Genomic DNA, 19,222 nt, shown 5'->3' with positions numbered 1-19,222 from the left:
GCCCTTGTCTTCCGGCCGGACATGGCCGCTTAACCTCGTGCGTTCAGCAAGCTGCTCGCAACATTAATGTACTTGCGCCCCGACTCCTGCGCCTGGGCGACGGCGCTGGATAGGGTCTCGGTCTCGCGCGCGCCCGCCAGCTTGATCAGCATCGGCAGGTTGATGCCGGCAATCACCTCGACATTGCCGGTATCCATGACAGAGATCGCCAGGTTCGACGGCGTGCCACCGAACATATCGGTCAGCAGGATGACGCCGTCGCCGTCATCGACCTTGCCGATCGCCGCCAGGATGTCCTTACGCCGCTGTTCCATATCGTCATCCGGGCCGATGCAGACGGTTCTGACATTGCGCTGCTCGCCGACCACGTGTTCCGTGGCGGCGACGAACTCCTCGGCCAACCGCCCGTGAGTCACCAGTACCAAGCCAATCATGATGCGTCGCTGTTTTTGTTGGCGTCCCTGTTGCGCGCCAGTGCCGAAGCGAGGTCGCGGTGCTCCAGGTGGACGCGGTGGCCTTCGCTTAACAGAGCGGCAAGGCGCTCGGCAACAAAAACCGAGCGGTGCTGGCCGCCGGTGCAGCCGATCGCGATGGTCAGGTAGTACTTGCCTTCGCGCTCGTAGGCCGGCAGCAAATCGGCCAAAAGACCGCCTAAACGGTCAAAAAATGGCTGAAATGAGGGGTCCTGCTCGATGAACGCGCCAACCGGCTCGTCGCGGCCGGTGAGCGGGTTGAGATCCTCGACATAATGGGGATTGGCCAGGAAACGAACATCGAACACCAGATCGGCGTTACGCGGCAGGCCCTGGCGGTAGGAAAACGACGTGACGAACAGCCCCAGGCGAGCGCTGTCCTGTAAAGCGAGCTGGCCGACGATGATCCGCTTCAGGTCCGCGCCGCTCAGGTCGCTGGTATCAATCACCAGATCGGCGGCATGGCGCACAACCGCCATCAGGCCCCGCTCCAGTTCAATGCTGGCCGTAACCGAGCGTTCGCCGGCCAAGGGATGGGTGCGGCGGGTCTCCGTGTAGCGGCGCTGCAGGACGTCGGTGTCGCTGTCCAGGAAGATCAGCTTCAACGCCACGCCCGGCCGTTTGCGCAGGCGCTCGACGATGGCGACGAATGCCGAGGCATCGAAGTTTCGGGAACGAACGTCGACCGCCATGGCGAGCCCGTGGGGCGGCTGGGTCTCGGCCGTGATCAGGGTATCCAACAAGGACATCGGCAGGTTGTCGACGGCCTCATAACCTTCGTCTTCCAGTGCGCGCAGCGCCGTGCTGCGCCCGGCGCCGGAGAGACCGCTTACCAGCACCAGCGGCAGATCGCCCTCGTTACGCGCGTCAGGCATGGGCGATGCGGGATTTGCTGCGCGCTGCGGCAATACCCTCGGCGGCCGCCACGACTTTCGCTGTCGCGGAGGCCTCGAACGCGCACAGGCTCAAGTGCGGCAGCTTGACCCCTTCCAATGAGGTCGTCAGCGCATCGGGCATGCGTGGCACCTCGTCGTGAGAGACGAGGTCGATGACGAGACCGATCGTTACTTCTGTCCTATGGGGACGGCGCAGAATACCGACACCCCGGACTTCTATCAGACCGGCCAGCTTGGAAGGACAGGTTGCGTGGAGTTGGCCGTCAGCGGGCCGCAGATCGGTCTGATCGTCGGCGACCAGAATGGCCTGGCCGGCCTCGATCAAACGGAACGCCAGATCCGACTTGCCACTGCCCGACGGGCCTCGGAGCAAAACACCGGCACCCGCCACAAGGATCGAGGTGCCATGGATCAAGGTCATCTGGGATCAGGCGGCCTGGCTGGCCTCGGTGTCGGAGAGCAGGGCGAAGATCGCCTCGGCGCTATCGGCGCCGCGCAGCTTCTCGCAGACCACCTGGTTGCGCAGCAGGCGCGAGACGCGGGCCAGTGCCTTCAGATGATCGGCGCCTGCTGATTCGGGCGCCAGCAGGAGGAACATGAGGTCGACCGGCTGTTCGTCGATCGCCTCGAAGTCGACCGGCGTATCGAGCCGCGCGAAGAGCGCGTGCAGCCGATCCAAATTGGGCATTTTCGCGTGCGGGATGGCGATGCCCAGGCCGACGCCGGTTGTGCCGAGCCGTTCGCGCTCCAAAAGGGCATCAAAGATCGCGCGCTCATCAATGCCGACGGTGCCGGCGGCGTGATGGGCCAGTTCCTGAAGCGCTTGCTTTTTGCTGCCGGCCTTCAGATGGGCGATGACAGCGTCTTGCTTCAGAATGTCGGTTATCTCCATGGTCTTCCCTTGGGCGAGCCCACCGGCCATGTCTGTACGGCGGGCATCACCTCAATGATGGTCCCGCAGTTTGCGCTTGAAGCGCCGTAGTTGCTTTTCCACGTGTTCGGCCGCGGCGTTGAAGCTCGCGTAAATGTCCGCGTCGTCGGCCTGGCCTTCGGCGGAGATATCCTTGCCGACATGTGCAGAGACATGCGCGCGATAGAGATTGCCCTCGCGCGAGAACCGAATATGCGCCTCGATCGCATCCTCGAAATACTTGCTGACGCCATGTTCCAAACGTTCGGCCACGTGCTGTCTCAGGGCATCGCCAATATCAATCTGATGCCCGGTTACGGCGATCTTCATGTTGGTTCCTGTGTCGTAAACGCAGCGTCATCGGGTCGATGCGGATGCATCGGGCGACCGGTCGTCCCCGGTCTCCTCGGACCACCGGCGCGCCCGCCCGGTCTTCCGGCCCCAATTTGGGGAGCGCACATATAACGCTGGATGTGGCCCGACTCAAGCGTGGTTGCAACCTGGGTCGAAATTTGAGCCTAACTCTTTGATTTTGCTTGTATTTTCTTGTCGCGGCGGCGTTGAACCGAGGACGGAATCCGCATGGATTCGCGATATTTGGCGACCGTTCGCCGGGCGATATCGATGCCGTCGGCCTTCAGTATTTCGACCAGGCCGTCATCGGAAAGCACCTTATCTGGTGGTTCAGCGTCGATCAGCGCCTTGATTCGGTGCCGGACCGCCTCCGCGGAATGGGCGGGCCCGTCACCGGTGCTGCCGATGGAGGCGGTGAAAAAGTACTTCAACTCAAAGATGCCACGCGGTGTGGCCATGTATTTGTTGCTGGTGACGCGGCTGACGGTGCTTTCGTGCAGCTCCAGCACCTCGGCGATATCGCGCAGGACGAGCGGGCGGAGGTGCTCGACACCCTTGATCAGGAAGAGATCCTGCTGGCGCACGATTTCGCGCGCGACCCGCAGAATGGTGCGGGCACGCTGGTCGAGCGCCTTGACCAGCCAGTTGGCGGAGTTCCACTTCTCGGCCAGGAACTCCTTGTCGGCCTTGTTGCGCGCGCCGCCGCTGATCTCCGCATAATAGCGCTGGTTGGTCAGCACCTTCGGCAAGGTGTCGCTGTTCAGCTCGACCTGCCAACCGCCGCCCTGTTTGGGTCTGACGTTGACATCGGGAATGACCGTCTGGGAGGGCTCGGCATCGAACGCCAGACCAGGTTTGGGATCGAGCGCTTTCAATTCACCCAGCATGTCGGCGATGTCGTCCTCGGAGCAGCCGCAGCACTTCTTAAGCTCGGCCATATCCCGTTTCGCGACGAGCTCCAGGTTGTCGAGCAGCGCCTGCATGGCCGGATCGAGCCGGTTGAGATCGGCCAACTGAAGCGCCAGACATTCCTTGAGATCGCGGGCGAAGATGCCAGGTGGATCGAAGTGCTGGACCTTGTCGACGACGCGATCCAGGAAGGCGCGCGTGCAGCCCAAATGCCGCGCTGCCTCATCCAGATCGCCGACCAGATAGCCGGCTTCGTCGAGCAGGTCGAGCAGATAGGTCGCCGCAATCCGTTCCGCCGGTTCGGTGATCTCCAGATAGATCTGTCGCGCCAGATGGTCATAAAGCGACGCGGTGGTGGCAATGGTCTGTTCGACGCCGGCCAGATCCTCGCCATCAAAGCGTCCGCCCGACATCGACCCCTGCCACAAGGGGCTGGAGTCATAGGAACCTTCGGCGATGTCGTCACCGCCTTCGGCGGGTTCGCTGGCCGGCTGTTCGGTGCCGCTGAGCTCGGTGGCCGCCGCGCCGTTATCCGCCGGCGCGTCCGCCACCTGGTCGGCCGGTGCCTCGCCGGTATCGGCGTCGGGCTGACCGCGCTCCAGAAGCGGATTGCGTTCCAGTTCCTGCTCGACGAAGGCCGCCAACTCGATGTTCGACAGTTGCAGCAGCTTGATGGCCTGCTGCAACTGCGGCGTCATGACAAGCGTCTGTGACTGCCGAAGATCAAGTTTGGCGGACATTGCCATGATGAATGCCTAAAGCTGGAAGCGGTCGCCCAGATAGACTCGACGGACGCCCTCGTGGGCGACAATCTCGGAGGGAGCGCCCTCCATCATCAGTGTACCCTCATGGAGGATGTAAGCGCGATCAATGATATCCAATGTCTCGCGGACGTTGTGATCGGTGATCAAGACACCGATCCCGCGATCCTTGAGATGTGAGACGAGTTCGCGAATCTCGCCCACCGCGATGGGATCGATGCCGGCTAGCGGCTCGTCCAGCAGCATGAAGCTGGGGCGCGAGGCAAGCGCGCGGGCAATTTCGACACGCCGCCGCTCACCGCCCGAAAGCGCCAGGGCGGGCGCGCGGCGCAAATGTGAGATCGAGAACTCCGCCAACAGTTCGTCCAGCATGTGCTCGCGAACCTCGCGGTTCTTTTCGACCACCTCAAGGACAGCGCGGATGTTGGCTTCCACGGTCATGCCGCGAAAGATCGACGCTTCCTGGGGCAGGTAACCGATGCCCATCCGGGCGCGCCGGTACATCGGCAGGTCGGTGATGTCGTCGCCATCCAGCGAAATGGTGCCGGAGTCAGCGGTGATCAGGCCGGTGATCAGATAAAAGCAGGTCGTCTTGCCGGCGCCGTTGGGGCCCAGCAGACCGACGGCTTCGCCACGTTCGACACCGACGCTGACGTCGCGCAGAACCGGGCGTTTGTGATAGCTCTTGCCCAGGTTCTCGGCCACCAGCCCGATATTGTCGGTGACAAGCTGCGGCCCGGCATTGGCGGCCTGGGTCAAGCTGGTCAACGAGGAGTCGGTCATTCTGTCCCCTCCTCGTCGGTCTTGTCCGGAACGAACAGGCCCTCGACGCGGCCATCGCTGCCGGCGCCACCGCGCACTTCGCTCTTGCCCGTTTCCAGGTGCATGATGGCTTCGTTGCCACGAATCACATTATCGCCGCTGGTCAGCACGACATCGCCCGACAGTGTTATGGTACCGACATCGACATCATAAACGCCTTCGTCGCCTTTTGCAGTCTCGTTTGGCGCGGCGAAGATGACATTGCCGATGACTTCGATGCGATAGATAGCGTTGTCCTCCTGGGCATCCTTGTCGCGGTAGTAGACGATCAGCTTGTCGGCTTTGAGGCGCAGATCGCCTTGCTCTACGTCGACAGCACCTAGGAAAATCGCCCGCTGGGCTTCTTGCTCAACCTCCATGGCGTCGGCCGCGATGGCGATCGGCAGCGACGTGTCGTGGGATCCAGAATCGACAACCTGTGCATAAACCGGCGCGGCGAAGAGCAGAGCGCCCAGAGTCAGGCCTGCGATTACCCGTTTCATTCGGCGGCTCCGGGGAACAGCGTCATGTGGACAGGGCCGATGAAGTGAATCTTGCCGTCGCCTTCCGACATGCGAAAGCCCTGGGCTTCCAATAGCCCCGCCGGACCTTGACCGGAGACCGGCCTGTCGCCCCAGCCGGTGCCCTGATTCAGGTCGAACTCGGCAATATCGGTGTGGAGCTCATAACCTTCGTCGGTGAAGACGCTGACGTCCTGCTCCAGGATCAGCCTTTCGGCCGGCCGGTCATAGCGACCGGTTGCCGCGCTGACGGCGATCCAGGCACCGGACTGCAGCGTGATATCGCCCTGAAGCGTCTCCAGATTGATGATTTCGTCCTCGTTGGGGTCCTGCCAGGCCGCGATTGCCGTCACCGTATAGGGCTGGCCCTTGTCGTCGGTGCCCAGAAAACGGGCGTTATCCATGACCAGACGGCCGGCGTCGTCGACCTCCAGATCCGACATCATCAGCGTGAAGCCATCTTCGCGCGATTCCAGGTACGGCCATGCAATCAGCGCGGCTGCCAGCGCCACGGCGCCGATCGGCAGCAGCCAGCGCATAAAGCCGACAAAACGGCTATAGCCGCCAGTCAGGCGGCCACGGCGGACATTGGGTGTTACCACCCAGCCGTGTGACCCAGCCTGGCGGCTATCAATCTGCTCTGTCGTCACAGTCACTCCGAATCGGGTGTCGTGGCAGCCACCCTGGAAAGCGCAGCGCGTCTTTTTGTTTCAATAACTTACCACATAGGTGGGGCCGCCGGTAACCGGCGCAAGCCCTACCTTTGATCAGTGAGAGAAGATGTCCGGCTCGTCCCAGTTCAAGAGATCGAGCTGGGCGCGGTAGGGAAGGAAGTCAAAACATGCCTTCGCCAAGCCGTCGCGTCCCTCTCTGACCAACATCTCGTCCAACCGTTCCCTTAAACGGTGGAGGTGCAGCACATCCGACGCCGCATACTTCAACTGATCGTTGGTCAGCTCTTCGGCGCCCCAATCCGAGCTTTGCTGTTGCTTGGAGATATCGACGTCCAGCAGTTCCTTGCACAGATCCTTCAAACCATGCCGGTCGGTGAAGGTGCGCACGAACTTCGACGCGATCTTCGTGCAATAGACGGGGGCACACACGATGCCCAGATAGCGATACAGCGCCGCCAGATCGAAACGCGCGAAATGGAAGAGTTTGAGCACATCCGGATTGGTGCAGAGCGCGCTTAGATTGGGCGCGTCGTATTCGCCCTTCTTGAACTGCACGAGATGGGCGTTGCCGTCGCCCGATGACAGCTGAACCAGGCACAGCCGGTCACGGCTGAGATCTAGTCCCATGGTCTCGGTATCGATCGCGACGACCGGGCCGAGGTCGAGATCGTCCGGCAAATCACCTTGATAGAGAATATGCGCCATAGAGGAACCGTTCTGTCGCAGGATGCCTGCCTATGAGCGTGCCGCCTTGGCGCACGATCCGAGAACTTGGTGCCCAGGAGAAGACTCGAACTTCCACGGGGTTTCCCCCACAGGTACCTGAAACCTGCGCGTCTACCAATTCCGCCACCTGGGCTCGGGGTGTGTCACTATGCGCACGGCCCGGCGCTGTCAACGGCTTCGTGCTTGCTTGTCTGGCCTTGTTCCGGCGATAAGATGCCCGCCACGCGGGGGCGCGCGTGCCTGGAGAAACCCATGGTTCCACGTCAGATCACCATCTTTGGCGGTTCCGGCTTTATCGGGCGCTATGTCGTCCAGCGCTTGGCCGATGACGGCTGGCGCATTGTCGTCGCCGGCCGCGACCCGGAAGCTGCGCTTTTCTTGAAGCCCTTGGGCGATGTCGGGCAGATCGTCCCCATTGCCGCCAATGTCGGTGACCAGGCCTCGGTCGAGGCGGCCATCCATGGCTCTGAGGCAGTCATTAACCTGGTCGGCATCTTGTACCAGCGCGGGCGCCAAAACTTCGCGCGCACCCATGTCGAGGCAGCGCGCCATATCGCCAACGCGGCCAAGTCCCACGGTGTCGAGCGCTTGATCCAGATATCAGCGATCGGCGCGTCCGAAGATTCGCCGTCCACGTATGCGACGTCCAAGGCAGAGGCGGAGAAGATCGTTCGGAAGACCTTTCCAGCTGCGACGATCATCCGGCCAAGTATCGTCTTCGGGCCCGAGGACGGCTTCTTCAACCTGTTCGCCAAGCTGGCGGTCATGTCGCCCATTCTGCCGCTCTTCGGCGGCGGCAAGACCCGGTTTCAGCCGGTCTATGTGTGCGACGTCGCCTCGGCCATCGTTGCCTGTCTGGACGATCCGGCGACGCAGGGGCAGACGTTCGAATTGGGCGGGCCGACCGTCTACAGCTTCCGCGACCTCATGAAGATCGTCGTGCGCGAGACCCAGCGTCGTTGCGCCCTGCTGCCATTGCCCTATGCGGTGGCCCATCTGCAGGCCTTGTTCCTGCAGTTCATGCCGGTGCCATTGGTGACGCCCGACCAGGTGCGTTTGATGCAAATCGACAATGTGGTGTCGGGCAACCAGCCGGGACTGGCGGACCTCGGCATCAACCCAACGACCGTCGAAGTCATCGTGCCGACCTATCTCGCCCAGTACCGGCGCGGCGGTCTGAAGGGCCGGCCCAAGTTCGGCTAGGACAAGTCAGGCACGGGCCGCGGCTGGCTCAGGTATAGATCCAGATCAGCAGGCCGGCGCCGAGCACCAGGCGATAGATGACAAAGGGCGTAAAGCTGGCGCGGCGCAGCCACGCCATCAGGCCCCATATCGCGATGTAGGCGGCCACGAAGGCCAGACCGCCAGCGACCAGAGCAGCGGTGGTCAAGCTGGCGTCGCCGGCCTGGTAGAGATCGATCCCGGCGAGCAGGCCCGCCGCCAGGATGACCGGGATCGACAACAGCATCGAAAACCGCGCGGCATCGGCACGCTCGAACCCCAGCATCCGTGCGGCGGTCATGGTGATGCCCGAACGGCTGGTGCCGGGGATCAGCGCCAGGACCTGGGCAAACCCGATGGTCATCGCCGCGCCCCACGTCATGTGCTCCATGCGTCGCAAGGTCATGCCGACGCGGTCGGCGACATAGAGCAGAATGCCGAAGACAATTGTTGCCCAGGCGATGATCTGCGGATCGCGCAGGTTCTCCTGGCCGATCTCGTGCAGCGCGAAGCCCGCGATCCCGACCGGGATGGTGGCGCCGATCAGCATACCAACCTGGGGCCGTGTGCTGGCATTGCCGCGCGCGACGAGACCGCGCGTGAGGCGCCAGATGTCGCGGATGAAATAGAGCACCACCGCCAACAGGGAGCCGATGTGGACGGCAACGTCGATCAGCAGCCCTTGATCGGGCCAACTGGTCAGTTCGGGAACCAGGATCAGGTGGCCTGAGGAACTGATGGGCAGAAACTCGGTGATACCCTGGATAACCGCCAGCACGGCAAGCTGGAATAGTGTCAAACGCGCCCTCCGACCGGCTGCGCGCGCATCCTAACACCCCCCTGCGGTGGATAGGTTGGGAATAAATAGGTAAGTATACTGGACCTAAAGATTCCGTCCCGAGTCGGCAAATTTGGTATGGGACCGGAAGGGGCAATTGGCACGATAAATTAATGTCACTATTATTGCCCTTGTTTGTAGATTCCTCTCGCACAGCGCCGTTTTTTGACCTATAGAGCCGAACTGGCCCCACGGTGGGGCCGCCCTGGGGAATAAGATGTCAGCGAAACTGCTGAAATTCGTGGATACGGCGCAACGCCGGCCACCCAAGCGTGACGCCAGCGTTCGGCGCGGTGATTTCGCGGAAATTTTCGACGAATTCCAGAGCGAGTTCGCCGTCGAACAGGCGTCGCGCTGCTCGCAATGCGGCATTCCGTTCTGCCAGGTGCATTGCCCGTTGCACAACAACATCCCCGACTGGCTGATGCTGACCGCCGAGGACAGGCTCGAAGAGGCCTATGAGGTGGCGTCGGCGACCAATAACTTTCCGGAGATCTGCGGCCGTATCTGCCCCCAGGATCGCCTGTGCGAAGGCAATTGCGTGATCGAGAAGGGGTTCGATTCCGTCACCATCGGCTCGGTCGAGAAGTACATCACCGAAACCGCTTTCGCGAACGGCTGGGTCAAGCCGCCGCGCCCGCGGCGCGAGCGTGAGCAGTCGGTCGGCATCATCGGTGGCGGCCCGGCGGGCATGGCAGCGGCCGAGATGCTGCGACGACGCGGTTATCAAGTTGCGATCTATGACCGGCACGACCGGTTCGGTGGTCTGATGGTCTATGGCATTCCCAACTTCAAGCTGGAGAAGCACGTCGTCACGCGCCGTGTCGACCTTTTGGCCGAGGGCGGCGTCAGTCTTCACCCCAACACCGATGTTGGCCGCGATGTGTCGTTCGCCGAACTGCGCGAACGCCATGACGCCGTGCTGATTGCAACCGGCGTCTATACGGCGCGCGACATCAAGGCGCCCGGTGTCGGTTTGGACGGCATCGTGCCGGCGCTCGACTATCTGATCGCCAGCAACCGCAAAGGTCTGGGTGACACGGTTCCGGCATTCGACAGCGGCGCGTTGAACGCGGCCGGCAAGGACGTTGTTGTCATCGGCGGCGGTGATACCGCCATGGATTGCGTGCGCACGGCGGTGCGCCAGGGCGCCAAGGCGGTGACCTGTCTTTACCGACGCGACCGCGGCAACATGCCGGGCAGCCAGCGCGAAGTCGCCTATGCCATGGAAGAGGGCGTCACGTTCGAGTTCCTGGCGCTGCCGGAGGCATTCCAGGGCGACGGCCATGTCGATACCGTGCGCGCGGTCAAAATGCGTCTGGGCGAGCCTGACTCGAGCGGCCGGCTGACACCGCAACCGGTTCCCGGCTCGGAGTATCGTCTGGACTCCCAACTTGTCCTGAAGGCGCTTGGCTTCGATCCCGAGGACATTCCCGCGCAGTTTGACGTGCCCGATCTGGTGACGACGCGCTGGGGCACGGTTAAATCGCAACTGACGACGGGCGCGACCAACCTGGATGGCGTTTTCGCCGCGGGCGACATCGTGCGTGGCGCCTCGCTCGTGGTGTGGGCCGTGCGCGACGGGCGCGACGCGGCCGAAGGCATTCACCAGTATCTGCAGGCGAAAGCCGGCGCGGATTCCGTTGCGCTGCGCGCCGCCGGTTGAGGGGGATGCCATGACGAAGATCGCGTACGGCGAAAGCGCCCTTGAGGCCGCCCGATTGGCGCGCGAGGGCCTTTACGATCCCGGCTTCGAGCGCGATGCCTGTGGTGTCGGCTTTGTTGCGTCGATCGACGGCACGCCCCGGCGCGACGTCGTGCAGGCGGGGATCGATGCTCTGAAGGCCGTGTGGCATCGCGGCGCGGTGGATGCGGACGGCAAGACGGGCGACGGCGCTGGCATCCAGGTCCAGATACCCCAGGATTTCTTCAAGGAGCACATCGAGCACACCGGCCACGCGCCGGGTGCTGGACGGCTGGCGGTCGGCATGGTGTTCCTGCCCAAGACCGACCTGAACGCGGCGGAGACGTGCCGCACGATCGTCGAATCGGAGATTCTTCAATTCGGTTACCGCGTCTTCGGTTGGCGTCAGGTGCCGATCGACAGCACGATCATCGGCGAAAAGGCCAATGCGACGCGGCCGGAGATCGAGCAGGTCATGATCGCCAACGAGCACGGTGTCGACGATGGCCAGTTCGAGCGTGATCTCTTCATCATTCGCCGCCAGATTGAGCGGCGCGTGCTGGCCGCCCATATCGGCGACTTCTACATTTGCTCGTTGAGCTGCCGGTCGATCGTCTACAAGGGCATGTTTCTGGCCGAGCAGCTGTCGGCGTTTTATCCCGACCTGCTCGACGCGCGGTTCGTGTCGAACTTCGCGATCTTTCACCAGCGCTATTCGACCAACACGTTCCCGACCTGGTCGCTGGCGCAGCCGTTTCGTTTGCTTGCCCATAACGGCGAGATCAACACCGTGCGTGGCAACATCAACTGGATGAAAAGCCACGAAGCGCGCATCAGTCACGGCGTCTTCGCCGACCACATGGATGTCATCAAGCCGGTCATTCAGTCGGGCAGTTCGGATTCCGCCGCACTTGATTCGACCTTTGAACTGCTGGTGCGCGCCGGGCGCTCCGTGCCGCTGGTCAAGACCATGCTGATCCCCGAGGCATGGGCCGACCGCGACGACATTTCCGACGCCGTGCGCTCGCTCTACAGCTATTGCAACTGTGTCATGGAGCCGTGGGACGGCCCGGCCGCGATTGCCGCGACGGACGGCCAATGGATCATCGCCGGCATGGACCGCAACGGTTTGCGCCCCATGCGGTATTCGGAGACCAAGGACGGCCTTCTGTTCGTCGGTTCGGAGACCGGCATGGTGCCGCTGGCCGAGGCCGACCTTGTGCGCCAGGGCCGATTGGGTCCCGGTCAGATGATCGCCGTCGATCTCGTCGAGGGCTCCCTCTATGACGACATGACCCTCAAAGAAAAGCTTGCCGCTGAGCAGCCGTACGGCGACTGGATCGGCAACATCACCCATATCGACAGTCTGATCGGCGTCGGCGCCCACACCGATGAGAAGCGCGCGTTGAGCGCCGGCGACCTGAAGACCCATCAGCGCGCCGCCAACTATTCGATCGAGGATCTGGAACTGATCCTTCAGCCCATGGTCGAGGACGCCAAGGAGGCAATCGGCTCCATGGGCGACGACACGCCGCTCGCGGTGCTGTCGGACCGTTACCGCGGCTTGCACAACTTTTTCCGCCAGAATTTCAGTCAGGTCACCAACCCGCCGATCGACTCGTTGCGCGAACGCCGGGTCATGACGCTGGCGACCCGGCTCGGCAACCTCTCCAACATCCTGGACGAGGACGAAAGCCAGACGCGCATTCTGCAGCTTGAATCGCCAGTGCTGTCGAGCGCCGAGTTCGAGGCGATGCGCCGCTACATGGGCGAGACCGCCGTCTCCATCGACTGCACGTTCCCCATTGGCGGGCGCTCCGAACACATGCTGCAGGAGGCGATCGAACGGGTTCGGCGCGAGGCCGAAGACGCGGTGCGTGGCGGTTGCGAGCACGTCATCTTGACCGACGAAGCCATGGGGCCGGAGCGCGCCGCGATCCCGATGATCCTGGCGACCGGCGCGGTGCATGGCCACCTGGTGCGCCAGTCCTTGCGCACGTTTACCTCGCTCAACATCCGCTCGGCCGAGTGCCTGGATGTCCACTACTTCGCCGTCCTGATCGGCGTTGGCGCGACCACGGTGAACGCCTATCTGGCGCAGGAGAGCATCGCCGAGCGCCACCGGCGCGGCCTGTTCGGCGACATGTCGTTGGAGACCTGCATCGCGCGCTACAAGAAGGCGATCGACGACGGCCTCCTGAAGGTCATGTCGAAGATGGGCATCTCGGTCCTGTCGTCTTATCGCGGCGGCTATAACTTCGAGGCGGTCGGCCTGTCGCGCACTTTGGTGGCCGAGTTCTTCCCCGGTATGCCGTCGCGCATTTCCGGTATTGGCCTGACCGGCATTCAAAGCCGTCTGTTGCGGCTGCATGACGATGCCTTCGGCGATGACGTCATCGCCTTGCCGATCGGCGGCATCTACCGTTATCGCCGCGGCGGTGAGGCGCATGCGTTCGAGGCGGGGCTGATCCATACGCTGCAGACCGCCGTCGCGACCGATGGCTACCAGATGTACAAGCGCTACGCAGAGGGCATGCAGAACCGTCCGCCGTTCGACCTGCGCGATCTCCTGGCGACACGTTCCCATGCCGAACCGGTGCCGATCGACGAGGTCGAATCGATCACCGAGATCCGCAAGCGCTTCGTCACGCCGGGCATGTCGCTGGGCGCTTTGTCGCCGGAGGCGCACGAGACACTGACCATCGCCATGAACCGGATCGGCGCGAAATCGGATTCAGGTGAGGGCGGCGAGGACCCCGAGCGTTTCAACCCGCGTCCCAACGGCGACAACGCGAACTCGCCGATCAAGCAGGTGGCGTCAGGTCGCTTCGGCGTGACGGCGGAATACCTGACCCATTGCCGTGAGCTTGAAATCAAGATCGCACAGGGCGCCAAGCCCGGCGAAGGCGGTCAGTTGCCCGGCTTTAAGGTGACCGAGATGATCGCGCGCCTCAGGCTCTCGACGCCGGGCGTCATGCTGATCTCGCCGCCGCCGCACCACGACATCTATTCGATCGAGGATCTGGCGCAGCTCATCTACGACCTCAAGCAGATCAACCCGGACGCCAAGGTCTGCGTCAAGCTGGTCAGCCAGGCCGGCGTCGGCACGGTCGCGGCCGGCGTCGCCAAGGCCAAGGCCGATGTCATCTTGATCTCCGGCCATGTCGGCGGCACCGGCGCCAGCCCGCAGACCAGCATCAAGTACGCCGGCGCGCCGTGGGAGATGGGACTGACGGAAGCCAACCAGGTGCTGACCCTGAACCGACTGCGCGACAAGGTGACGCTCAGAACCGACGGCGGCATCCGCACCGGCCGCGATGTCGTCATCGCCGCCATGATGGGGGCGGAGGAGTACGGCGTCGGCACGGCGTCGCTGGTCGCCATGGGCTGCATCATGGTGCGCCAGTGTCATTCCAATGCCTGCCCGGTCGGCATCTGCACGCAGAAGGAATTGTTGCGTAAGAAGTTCGAGGGGACTCCGGAAAAGGTCGTCAACCTGTTCAGCTTCATCGCGGAAGAAGTGCGCGAGATCCTGGCCTCGCTCGGCTTCCGCTCGCTCAACGAGGTCATCGGCCGCACCGATCTCCTGAAGCAGGTCAGCCGCGGCAGCGCCGATCTTGACGACCTCGACCTCAATCCGCTCCTGGTCCAGGCCGATGCCGGCGACAGTGCGCGTTATTGCACGCTGGAAGGCCGCAACGAGGTGCCGGATACGCTGGATGCCCAAATGCTGAAGGATGCGCGCGCGGCGCTGGACGAACGCGAGAAGATGCAGCTTGCCTACAATGTCCGCAACACCCACCGTGCCGTCGGCACGCGGCTGAGTTCGGCGATCACCCGTCGTTTCGGCATGCGCGGGCTGGCGCCCGACCACATCACCGTGCGCCTGCGCGGTTCGGCCGGTCAGTCGCTCGGCGCGTTCGCCGTTCAGGGTCTGCACCTGGAGGTCTTCGGCGACGCCAACGACTATGTCGGCAAGGGGCTGTCCGGTGGCACCATCGTCGTCAGGCCGCCGGCCTCCAGCACCCGCCCGTCGCAGTCGAACACGATCATCGGCAACACCGTGCTTTATGGCGCGACATCCGGCCGGTTGTTCGCCGCCGGCCAGGCCGGCGAGCGTTTTGGCGTGCGCAATTCCGGCGCCGACGTGGTGGTCGAAGGCTGCGGCTCCAACGGCTGCGAGTACATGACCGGCGGTACGGCGGTGATCCTGGGGCCGGTCGGCCCCAATTTCGCGGCCGGCATGACCGGTGGCATGGCCTTCATCTACGACCCCGCCGAGACGCTGCCGCGCGATATCAACCGCGACTCCGTCGTCTTCCAGCGCCTCGCCAGCGAGCATTGGGAGGCCGTTTTGAAGGATTTGGTTGGCGATCATGCCGATCTCACCCAGTCTGCCTACGCGCTCCAGTTGTTGCGCGAGTGGGATTTACACATCGGCCGGTTCTGGCAGATCTGCCCGAAGGAGATGGTGGGCCGGCTGGTCGAACCGCTGGACGGCGCCCCGGCCGAAGAGATCGCCTAGAGCTTATTCACCCTCGTTGACATCACCAGCCCACGGCCCCGCCTCCGGGGCAAAACGCCGAGAGGCGTTTTCGCCGAGGCCACCCATGGCAGCATCCTCGGGGTGGCTGGGCGGGGGCTGGCGCTGGTTGCGCGAGAGCGCACAATGGTCGACTGCAATCGTCACAGGAGTGCCGGTTATCCACCGCCGTAACCCTGTCAGGCCGCCGAACTGTGCGCGGCGTCACAGGAATACCCCTGAGCCCTAACTAAAATGGATAGTGCGGATGATCCTTTTGATCGTCCGGATAGCGTGAGGTGAGGGGCTGACATGGCTATAAGCACGGCTGGCGCGGGTGCAACGATCCAGGCTACCGACATTCGGTTGGGCCGGATGCTGCAGGAATACGGCCTGATCAACGACCACCAGCTGTTCGATGCGCTCCAAACCCAGGCTGCCAATGGCGGCCGTTTGGCCTCTATTCTGGTCAGGCGCGGCTGTCTCTCCGACATGGAGCTGGCCGAGGTCGCGACGTCGCGCAAGGACACGGACACCTCGACCCACAACGTTCACCTGACCTTGGCGCCGGTGCCGGTCGATTGTGTCTCGCTGCCCGGTGCCGTCGCCATGTGCCTGTCTTTGATCGTGCCGGAAGGGGTCGAGTGGGGCAGCGGGCCGTCGGCGTCATGCTTCGCGACCATGAACCTGATTCTGCCGGACGAGGCCAGCAACTGGGTCGTATCGGCGCGTGGTCGCCATGCGCAGGATCGTTTCGAGTTGCTGTCGGACGATCAGGTCGCCTTGGGCTACGACCTCGCCGTGCGTCCAGTCGGATGCTCGGATGTGTTTCCGCTGGCCGCTGGTGGCGCGTCGGCCATCCACATCGATCGCAAGAAGGGCGGCCGCGGGCCGGTGCAGGCTCTGGTCGAGGCGTGTGTGAGCCACGATTGTTTGAAGCGCGTGCCGCCTGGCCAGTATGTGGAATACATCGACCTGTCGGTGAACAGCCCTGAATCGGACTTCCTGGCTTAGCTATCCCGGTCCGCCATCGAGGCGGACCCAGTCGTCGCGTTCGCGTCAGTATGGCCGATTGAATGTCGATTGTTCGGCCGTCGCTAATCTCTCCCTTTGCGCCGTCGGCGCCATCAAGTAGCTTCGCGGCATGCGCATTCTCTATCACATGCCGCTTTCCCCGTTCTGTCGCAAAGTTCGCATCACCCTGAAGGAAAAGGGGCTGCCGTTCGAACTGCGCGGCGAGAATGTCTGGGAGCGTCGCGATGAGTTTCTCAGCCTCAACCCCGCCGGTTGCGTGCCCGTCCTTGTCGAGGCCGACGACACCGCGATTGCCGACAGCTCGGCGATTGCCGAGTACCTGCATGAAGTGCAGCCGCAGCCCGACCTGTTGGGCGCGACGCCGGCGGAGCGGGCGGAGACGCGCCGTTTGATCGCCTGGTTCGACGACAAGTTCTATCAGGAAGCAACGCGCAACGTGTTCGGCGAGAAGGTCATGAAGCGGTTCCTGGGGCGCGGTGAACCGGACTCCGCGACGGTGCGCGCCGGGCTCGCCAACATCCGTGTGCACCTGGACTACATCGCCTACCTGACCGAACGCCGGGCCTGGCTTGCCGGCGAGCGCTTTTCCATGGCCGATGTCGCGGCGGCCGCGCAGCTTTCATCGATCGACTATATCGGCGACGTACCCTGGTCCCACCAGGACGCCGCGCGAGACTGGTATGCCCGGGTCAAGTCGCGGCCGTCTTTCCAACCGCTGCTGGAAGATCGCATCCCGGGCTTAAGGCCATCGTCGCATTATGACGACCTCGACTTTTGATGGACGCTGAAGCACACCGGAACGCCCTCATTCAGTATGCCCGCGAGGCCGGGTTCGACACGGTCGGCATCGCCAAACCTGAAGCGATAAACCGTGCGCGACTGGATGCCTTCTTATCGGCCGGCTATGCCGGCGATATGGACTGGCTGGAACGGCGCGTCGATGAACGCGCCGCGCCGACAACCCTCTGGCCCTCGGTGCGCAGTGTTCTGGTCGTCGGTGCGAACTATGGTCCGGCCATCGATCCGATGGCACGGCTCGACCATCGCGATCGCGCCGTGATCTCGGTCTATGCCCAGGGCCGCGACTATCACGACGTCATGAAGAAACGACTGAAAGCGGTGGCACGGCGCGTCGCGGACGGGGCGGGTTGCGAGGTCAAGGTGTTCGTCGATACCGCACCGGTGATGGAAAAGCCGCTTGCCGCGCGCACGCCGATCGGCTGGCAGGGCAAGCACACCAATCTGGTGTCGCGGCAGTTCGGCTCATGGCTGTTTCTGGGGGAGATCTTCACGACACTGGATCTTGAAGCCGACGAACCGGAAGTCGACCACTGCGGATCCTGCCGGGCCTGCCTGGATGTCTGTCCGACCAACGCTTTCCCCGCGCCCTACCGTCTCGATGCCCGGCGCTGTCTTTCCTATCTGACGATCGAACACAAAGGCCATATCGGGCGCGAGTTTCGTATCCCCATGGGCAACCGGATCTATGGCTGCGACGACTGCCTGGCGGTCTGTCCCTGGAACAAGTTCGCTGCCGCGACGCGTGAGCCGGCTTTTCTGCCGCGCGTCGAGCTGACGGCGCCGCGCCTGGCCGACTTGGCCGAGCTTGATGACGCGGGCTTCCGCAGCTTGTTCAGCGGTTCGCCGATCAAGCGGACGGGACGGGACCGCTTCGTGCGCAACGTGATGATCGCGATCGGCAACAGCGGCGATCCGGCGCTGGTCGACGCCGCGACAGCGCGCCTTGACGATACGTCGCCCCTGGTGCGGGCGATGGCCGTCTGGGCGCTTGCCCGGCTGTTGCCGTTCGACCGGTTCGACGCCATGCGCACGCGCTATCTGCCGAACGAAAACGACGGCTACGTTCGCGGTGAATGGCAAAGACCCGAACTGGAGAATGCAGCTTGATGAAGCTCTTCTGTTTTGGCCTGGGCTTCAGCGCCCTGGCGCTCGCGCGCGAGCTCAAGGCCGAAGGCTGGACGGTCGCCGGCACGGTGCGTTCGGCCGACAAGCAGGCGAAGCTGAAGGGTGAAGGGATCGAGACCTACGTCTTCGACGGGACGGCGGCCATGGAGAACGCGCTACAGGCGCTGGCCGGGACCACCCATTTGCTCGACTCGATACCACCGCAACCGGATATGCCGGCGCCGCCGGTTTTTTGGCACGGCGGCGACCTTGCCGCGCTGGAGGATCTCGTTTGGGCGGGTTATCTGTCGACCACCGGCGTCTATGGTGACCATGGCGGCGGCAGGGTGAACGAGGACACCCCGGCCGCGCCGACCATGGATCGAAGCCGACGGCGCGCCGAGGCCGAAGAAATGTGGCTGATGATGGCCGAACGCTACGGCATGCCCGTCCACATCTTCCGGCTTGCCGGCATCTATGGTCCGGGCCGCGGCGTTTTGCGCCAGGTGCAGTCGGGCCGGGCGAAGCGGGTGGTCAAACCTGGCCAGGTGTTTTCGCGCATTCATGTCGACGACATCATCCAGGTCCTGCGCGCGTCGATGGCCCAGATTCGTCCCGGGCGCATCTACAATGTCTGCGACGACGAAGCAGAGGCGCCCGACAAGGTGGTCGCCTATGTGTGCGACCTGCTCGGTCTGGAGCCGCCGCCGGAGACCCCGTTTGACGAGGCCGATCTCTCGGACATGGCGAAGAGTTTTTATCGCGACAACAAGCGGGTCGATAACAGCCGGATCAAAGACGAGCTTGGCGTGCGACTGCGTTTTCCGAGCTATCGCGATGGTATTCCTGCCGATCTCGCCAAGACCGCCGACGGTGGTCCATCGACTCCCTCTCCCCTTGATGGAGAGGGTCGGGGTGAGGGGTCGCGCGTCAGCGCGCGAAAGGACGCCTAGACCAGGGCATCGCGCCAGCCCGTTCACCCAGCTCCGTCT

18 protein-coding genes and 1 tRNA gene are annotated in these 19,222 nt (G+C 63.4%); 7 read left to right on the top strand and 12 right to left on the bottom strand.

From position 1 onward, the window contains the following. Nucleotides 1-29 precede the first annotated feature (29 nt). The 11 genes from AAF563_07150 to AAF563_07100 form a co-directional block, all read right to left on the bottom strand. Complete coding sequence (locus tag AAF563_07150) at nucleotides 30-434, bottom strand: PTS sugar transporter subunit IIA (protein MEM7121032.1); 405 nt, start codon at nucleotides 432-434, stop codon at nucleotides 30-32. Further along, the gene (rapZ, locus tag AAF563_07145) at nucleotides 431-1,348 is read right to left on the bottom strand and encodes an RNase adapter RapZ (GenBank protein ID MEM7121031.1); all 918 of its coding nucleotides are present in this window, start codon (nucleotides 1,346-1,348) and stop codon (nucleotides 431-433) included. Before rapZ ends, AAF563_07150 begins: the two co-directional genes overlap by 4 nt. Beyond that, nucleotides 1,341-1,790 (bottom strand): HPr kinase/phosphatase C-terminal domain-containing protein, encoded by a 450-nt coding sequence (locus tag AAF563_07140; GenBank protein MEM7121030.1) that lies wholly within the window; start codon nucleotides 1,788-1,790, stop codon nucleotides 1,341-1,343. The genes rapZ and AAF563_07140 overlap by 8 nt, the downstream gene beginning before the upstream one ends. 6 nt (nucleotides 1,791-1,796) lie before the next feature. Beyond that, the gene (gene ptsN / locus AAF563_07135; protein MEM7121029.1) at nucleotides 1,797-2,261 is read right to left on the bottom strand and encodes a PTS IIA-like nitrogen regulatory protein PtsN; all 465 of its coding nucleotides are present in this window, start codon (nucleotides 2,259-2,261) and stop codon (nucleotides 1,797-1,799) included. A 51-nt stretch (nucleotides 2,262-2,312) separates the two neighbouring features. Beyond that, nucleotides 2,313-2,609 carry a ribosome-associated translation inhibitor RaiA gene (raiA, locus tag AAF563_07130; GenBank protein MEM7121028.1) on the bottom strand — a complete coding sequence of 99 codons (297 nt, stop codon included), beginning with the start codon at nucleotides 2,607-2,609 and terminating at the stop codon, nucleotides 2,313-2,315. Between the two features lie 188 nt (nucleotides 2,610-2,797). Beyond that, a complete protein-coding gene (gene rpoN / locus AAF563_07125; GenBank protein MEM7121027.1) occupies nucleotides 2,798-4,288 on the bottom strand; it encodes an RNA polymerase factor sigma-54 in 1,491 nt (496 codons plus the stop codon). A gap of 9 nt (nucleotides 4,289-4,297) precedes the next feature. Continuing rightward, nucleotides 4,298-5,086, bottom strand: coding sequence for an LPS export ABC transporter ATP-binding protein (lptB, locus tag AAF563_07120; GenBank protein MEM7121026.1), 789 nt, complete (start codon nucleotides 5,084-5,086; stop codon nucleotides 4,298-4,300). Beyond that, entirely contained in the window at nucleotides 5,083-5,607 is a 525-nt protein-coding gene (lptA, locus tag AAF563_07115) for a lipopolysaccharide transport periplasmic protein LptA (GenBank protein MEM7121025.1), read from the bottom strand. Before lptA ends, lptB begins: the two co-directional genes overlap by 4 nt. Beyond that, nucleotides 5,604-6,275, bottom strand: a complete 672-nt coding sequence (gene lptC / locus AAF563_07110) for an LPS export ABC transporter periplasmic protein LptC (protein ID MEM7121024.1) — start codon at nucleotides 6,273-6,275, stop codon at nucleotides 5,604-5,606. The genes lptA and lptC overlap by 4 nt, the downstream gene beginning before the upstream one ends. 117 nt (nucleotides 6,276-6,392) lie before the next feature. After that, on the bottom strand, nucleotides 6,393-7,004 hold the full coding sequence (locus AAF563_07105; GenBank protein MEM7121023.1) for a ribonuclease D: 612 nt from the start codon (nucleotides 7,002-7,004) through the stop codon (nucleotides 6,393-6,395). A 67-nt stretch (nucleotides 7,005-7,071) separates the two neighbouring features. After that, nucleotides 7,072-7,158, bottom strand: a tRNA-Leu gene (locus tag AAF563_07100). A 119-nt stretch (nucleotides 7,159-7,277) separates the two neighbouring features. Between AAF563_07100 and AAF563_07095 the strand changes: the two genes are divergently transcribed. Then, a complete protein-coding gene (locus tag AAF563_07095) occupies nucleotides 7,278-8,228 on the top strand; it encodes a complex I NDUFA9 subunit family protein (protein ID MEM7121022.1) in 951 nt (316 codons plus the stop codon). Between the two features lie 28 nt (nucleotides 8,229-8,256). Here the strand turns inward: AAF563_07095 and AAF563_07090 are convergent, their stop codons facing one another. Continuing rightward, nucleotides 8,257-9,045 carry an undecaprenyl-diphosphate phosphatase gene (locus AAF563_07090; protein ID MEM7121021.1) on the bottom strand — a complete coding sequence of 263 codons (789 nt, stop codon included), beginning with the start codon at nucleotides 9,043-9,045 and terminating at the stop codon, nucleotides 8,257-8,259. Between the two features lie 256 nt (nucleotides 9,046-9,301). Here AAF563_07090 and AAF563_07085 point away from each other — a divergent pair, with 256 nt between their 5' ends. The 6 genes from AAF563_07085 (at nucleotide 9,302) to AAF563_07060 (ending at nucleotide 19,183) form a co-directional block, all read left to right on the top strand. After that, nucleotides 9,302-10,750, top strand: a complete 1,449-nt coding sequence (locus AAF563_07085; protein ID MEM7121020.1) for an NAD(P)-dependent oxidoreductase — start codon at nucleotides 9,302-9,304, stop codon at nucleotides 10,748-10,750. 10 nt (nucleotides 10,751-10,760) lie between these two features. Next, a complete protein-coding gene (gene gltB / locus AAF563_07080; protein ID MEM7121019.1) occupies nucleotides 10,761-15,293 on the top strand; it encodes a glutamate synthase large subunit in 4,533 nt (1,510 codons plus the stop codon). Between the two features lie 309 nt (nucleotides 15,294-15,602). Continuing rightward, on the top strand, nucleotides 15,603-16,304 hold the full coding sequence (locus AAF563_07075) for a hypothetical protein (GenBank protein ID MEM7121018.1): 702 nt from the start codon (nucleotides 15,603-15,605) through the stop codon (nucleotides 16,302-16,304). 130 nt (nucleotides 16,305-16,434) lie between these two features. Further along, complete coding sequence (locus AAF563_07070) at nucleotides 16,435-17,103, top strand: glutathione S-transferase family protein (GenBank protein MEM7121017.1); 669 nt, start codon at nucleotides 16,435-16,437, stop codon at nucleotides 17,101-17,103. Next, the gene (gene queG / locus AAF563_07065) at nucleotides 17,103-18,233 is read left to right on the top strand and encodes a tRNA epoxyqueuosine(34) reductase QueG (GenBank protein MEM7121016.1); all 1,131 of its coding nucleotides are present in this window, start codon (nucleotides 17,103-17,105) and stop codon (nucleotides 18,231-18,233) included. The genes AAF563_07070 and queG overlap by 1 nt, the downstream gene beginning before the upstream one ends. Then, nucleotides 18,233-19,183: an SDR family oxidoreductase gene (locus AAF563_07060; GenBank protein MEM7121015.1), complete on the top strand. Its 951-nt coding sequence runs from the start codon at nucleotides 18,233-18,235 to the stop codon at nucleotides 19,181-19,183. Before queG ends, AAF563_07060 begins: the two co-directional genes overlap by 1 nt. Nucleotides 19,184-19,222: the final 39 nt, after the last annotated feature.

Source organism: Pseudomonadota bacterium (genome assembly GCA_039028155.1).
Taxonomy (GTDB): domain Bacteria; phylum Pseudomonadota; class Alphaproteobacteria; order SP197; family SP197; genus JANQGO01.
The sequence above is the reverse complement of the archived record's forward strand: the minus strand, read 5'-3'. Positions and strand labels throughout refer to the sequence as shown.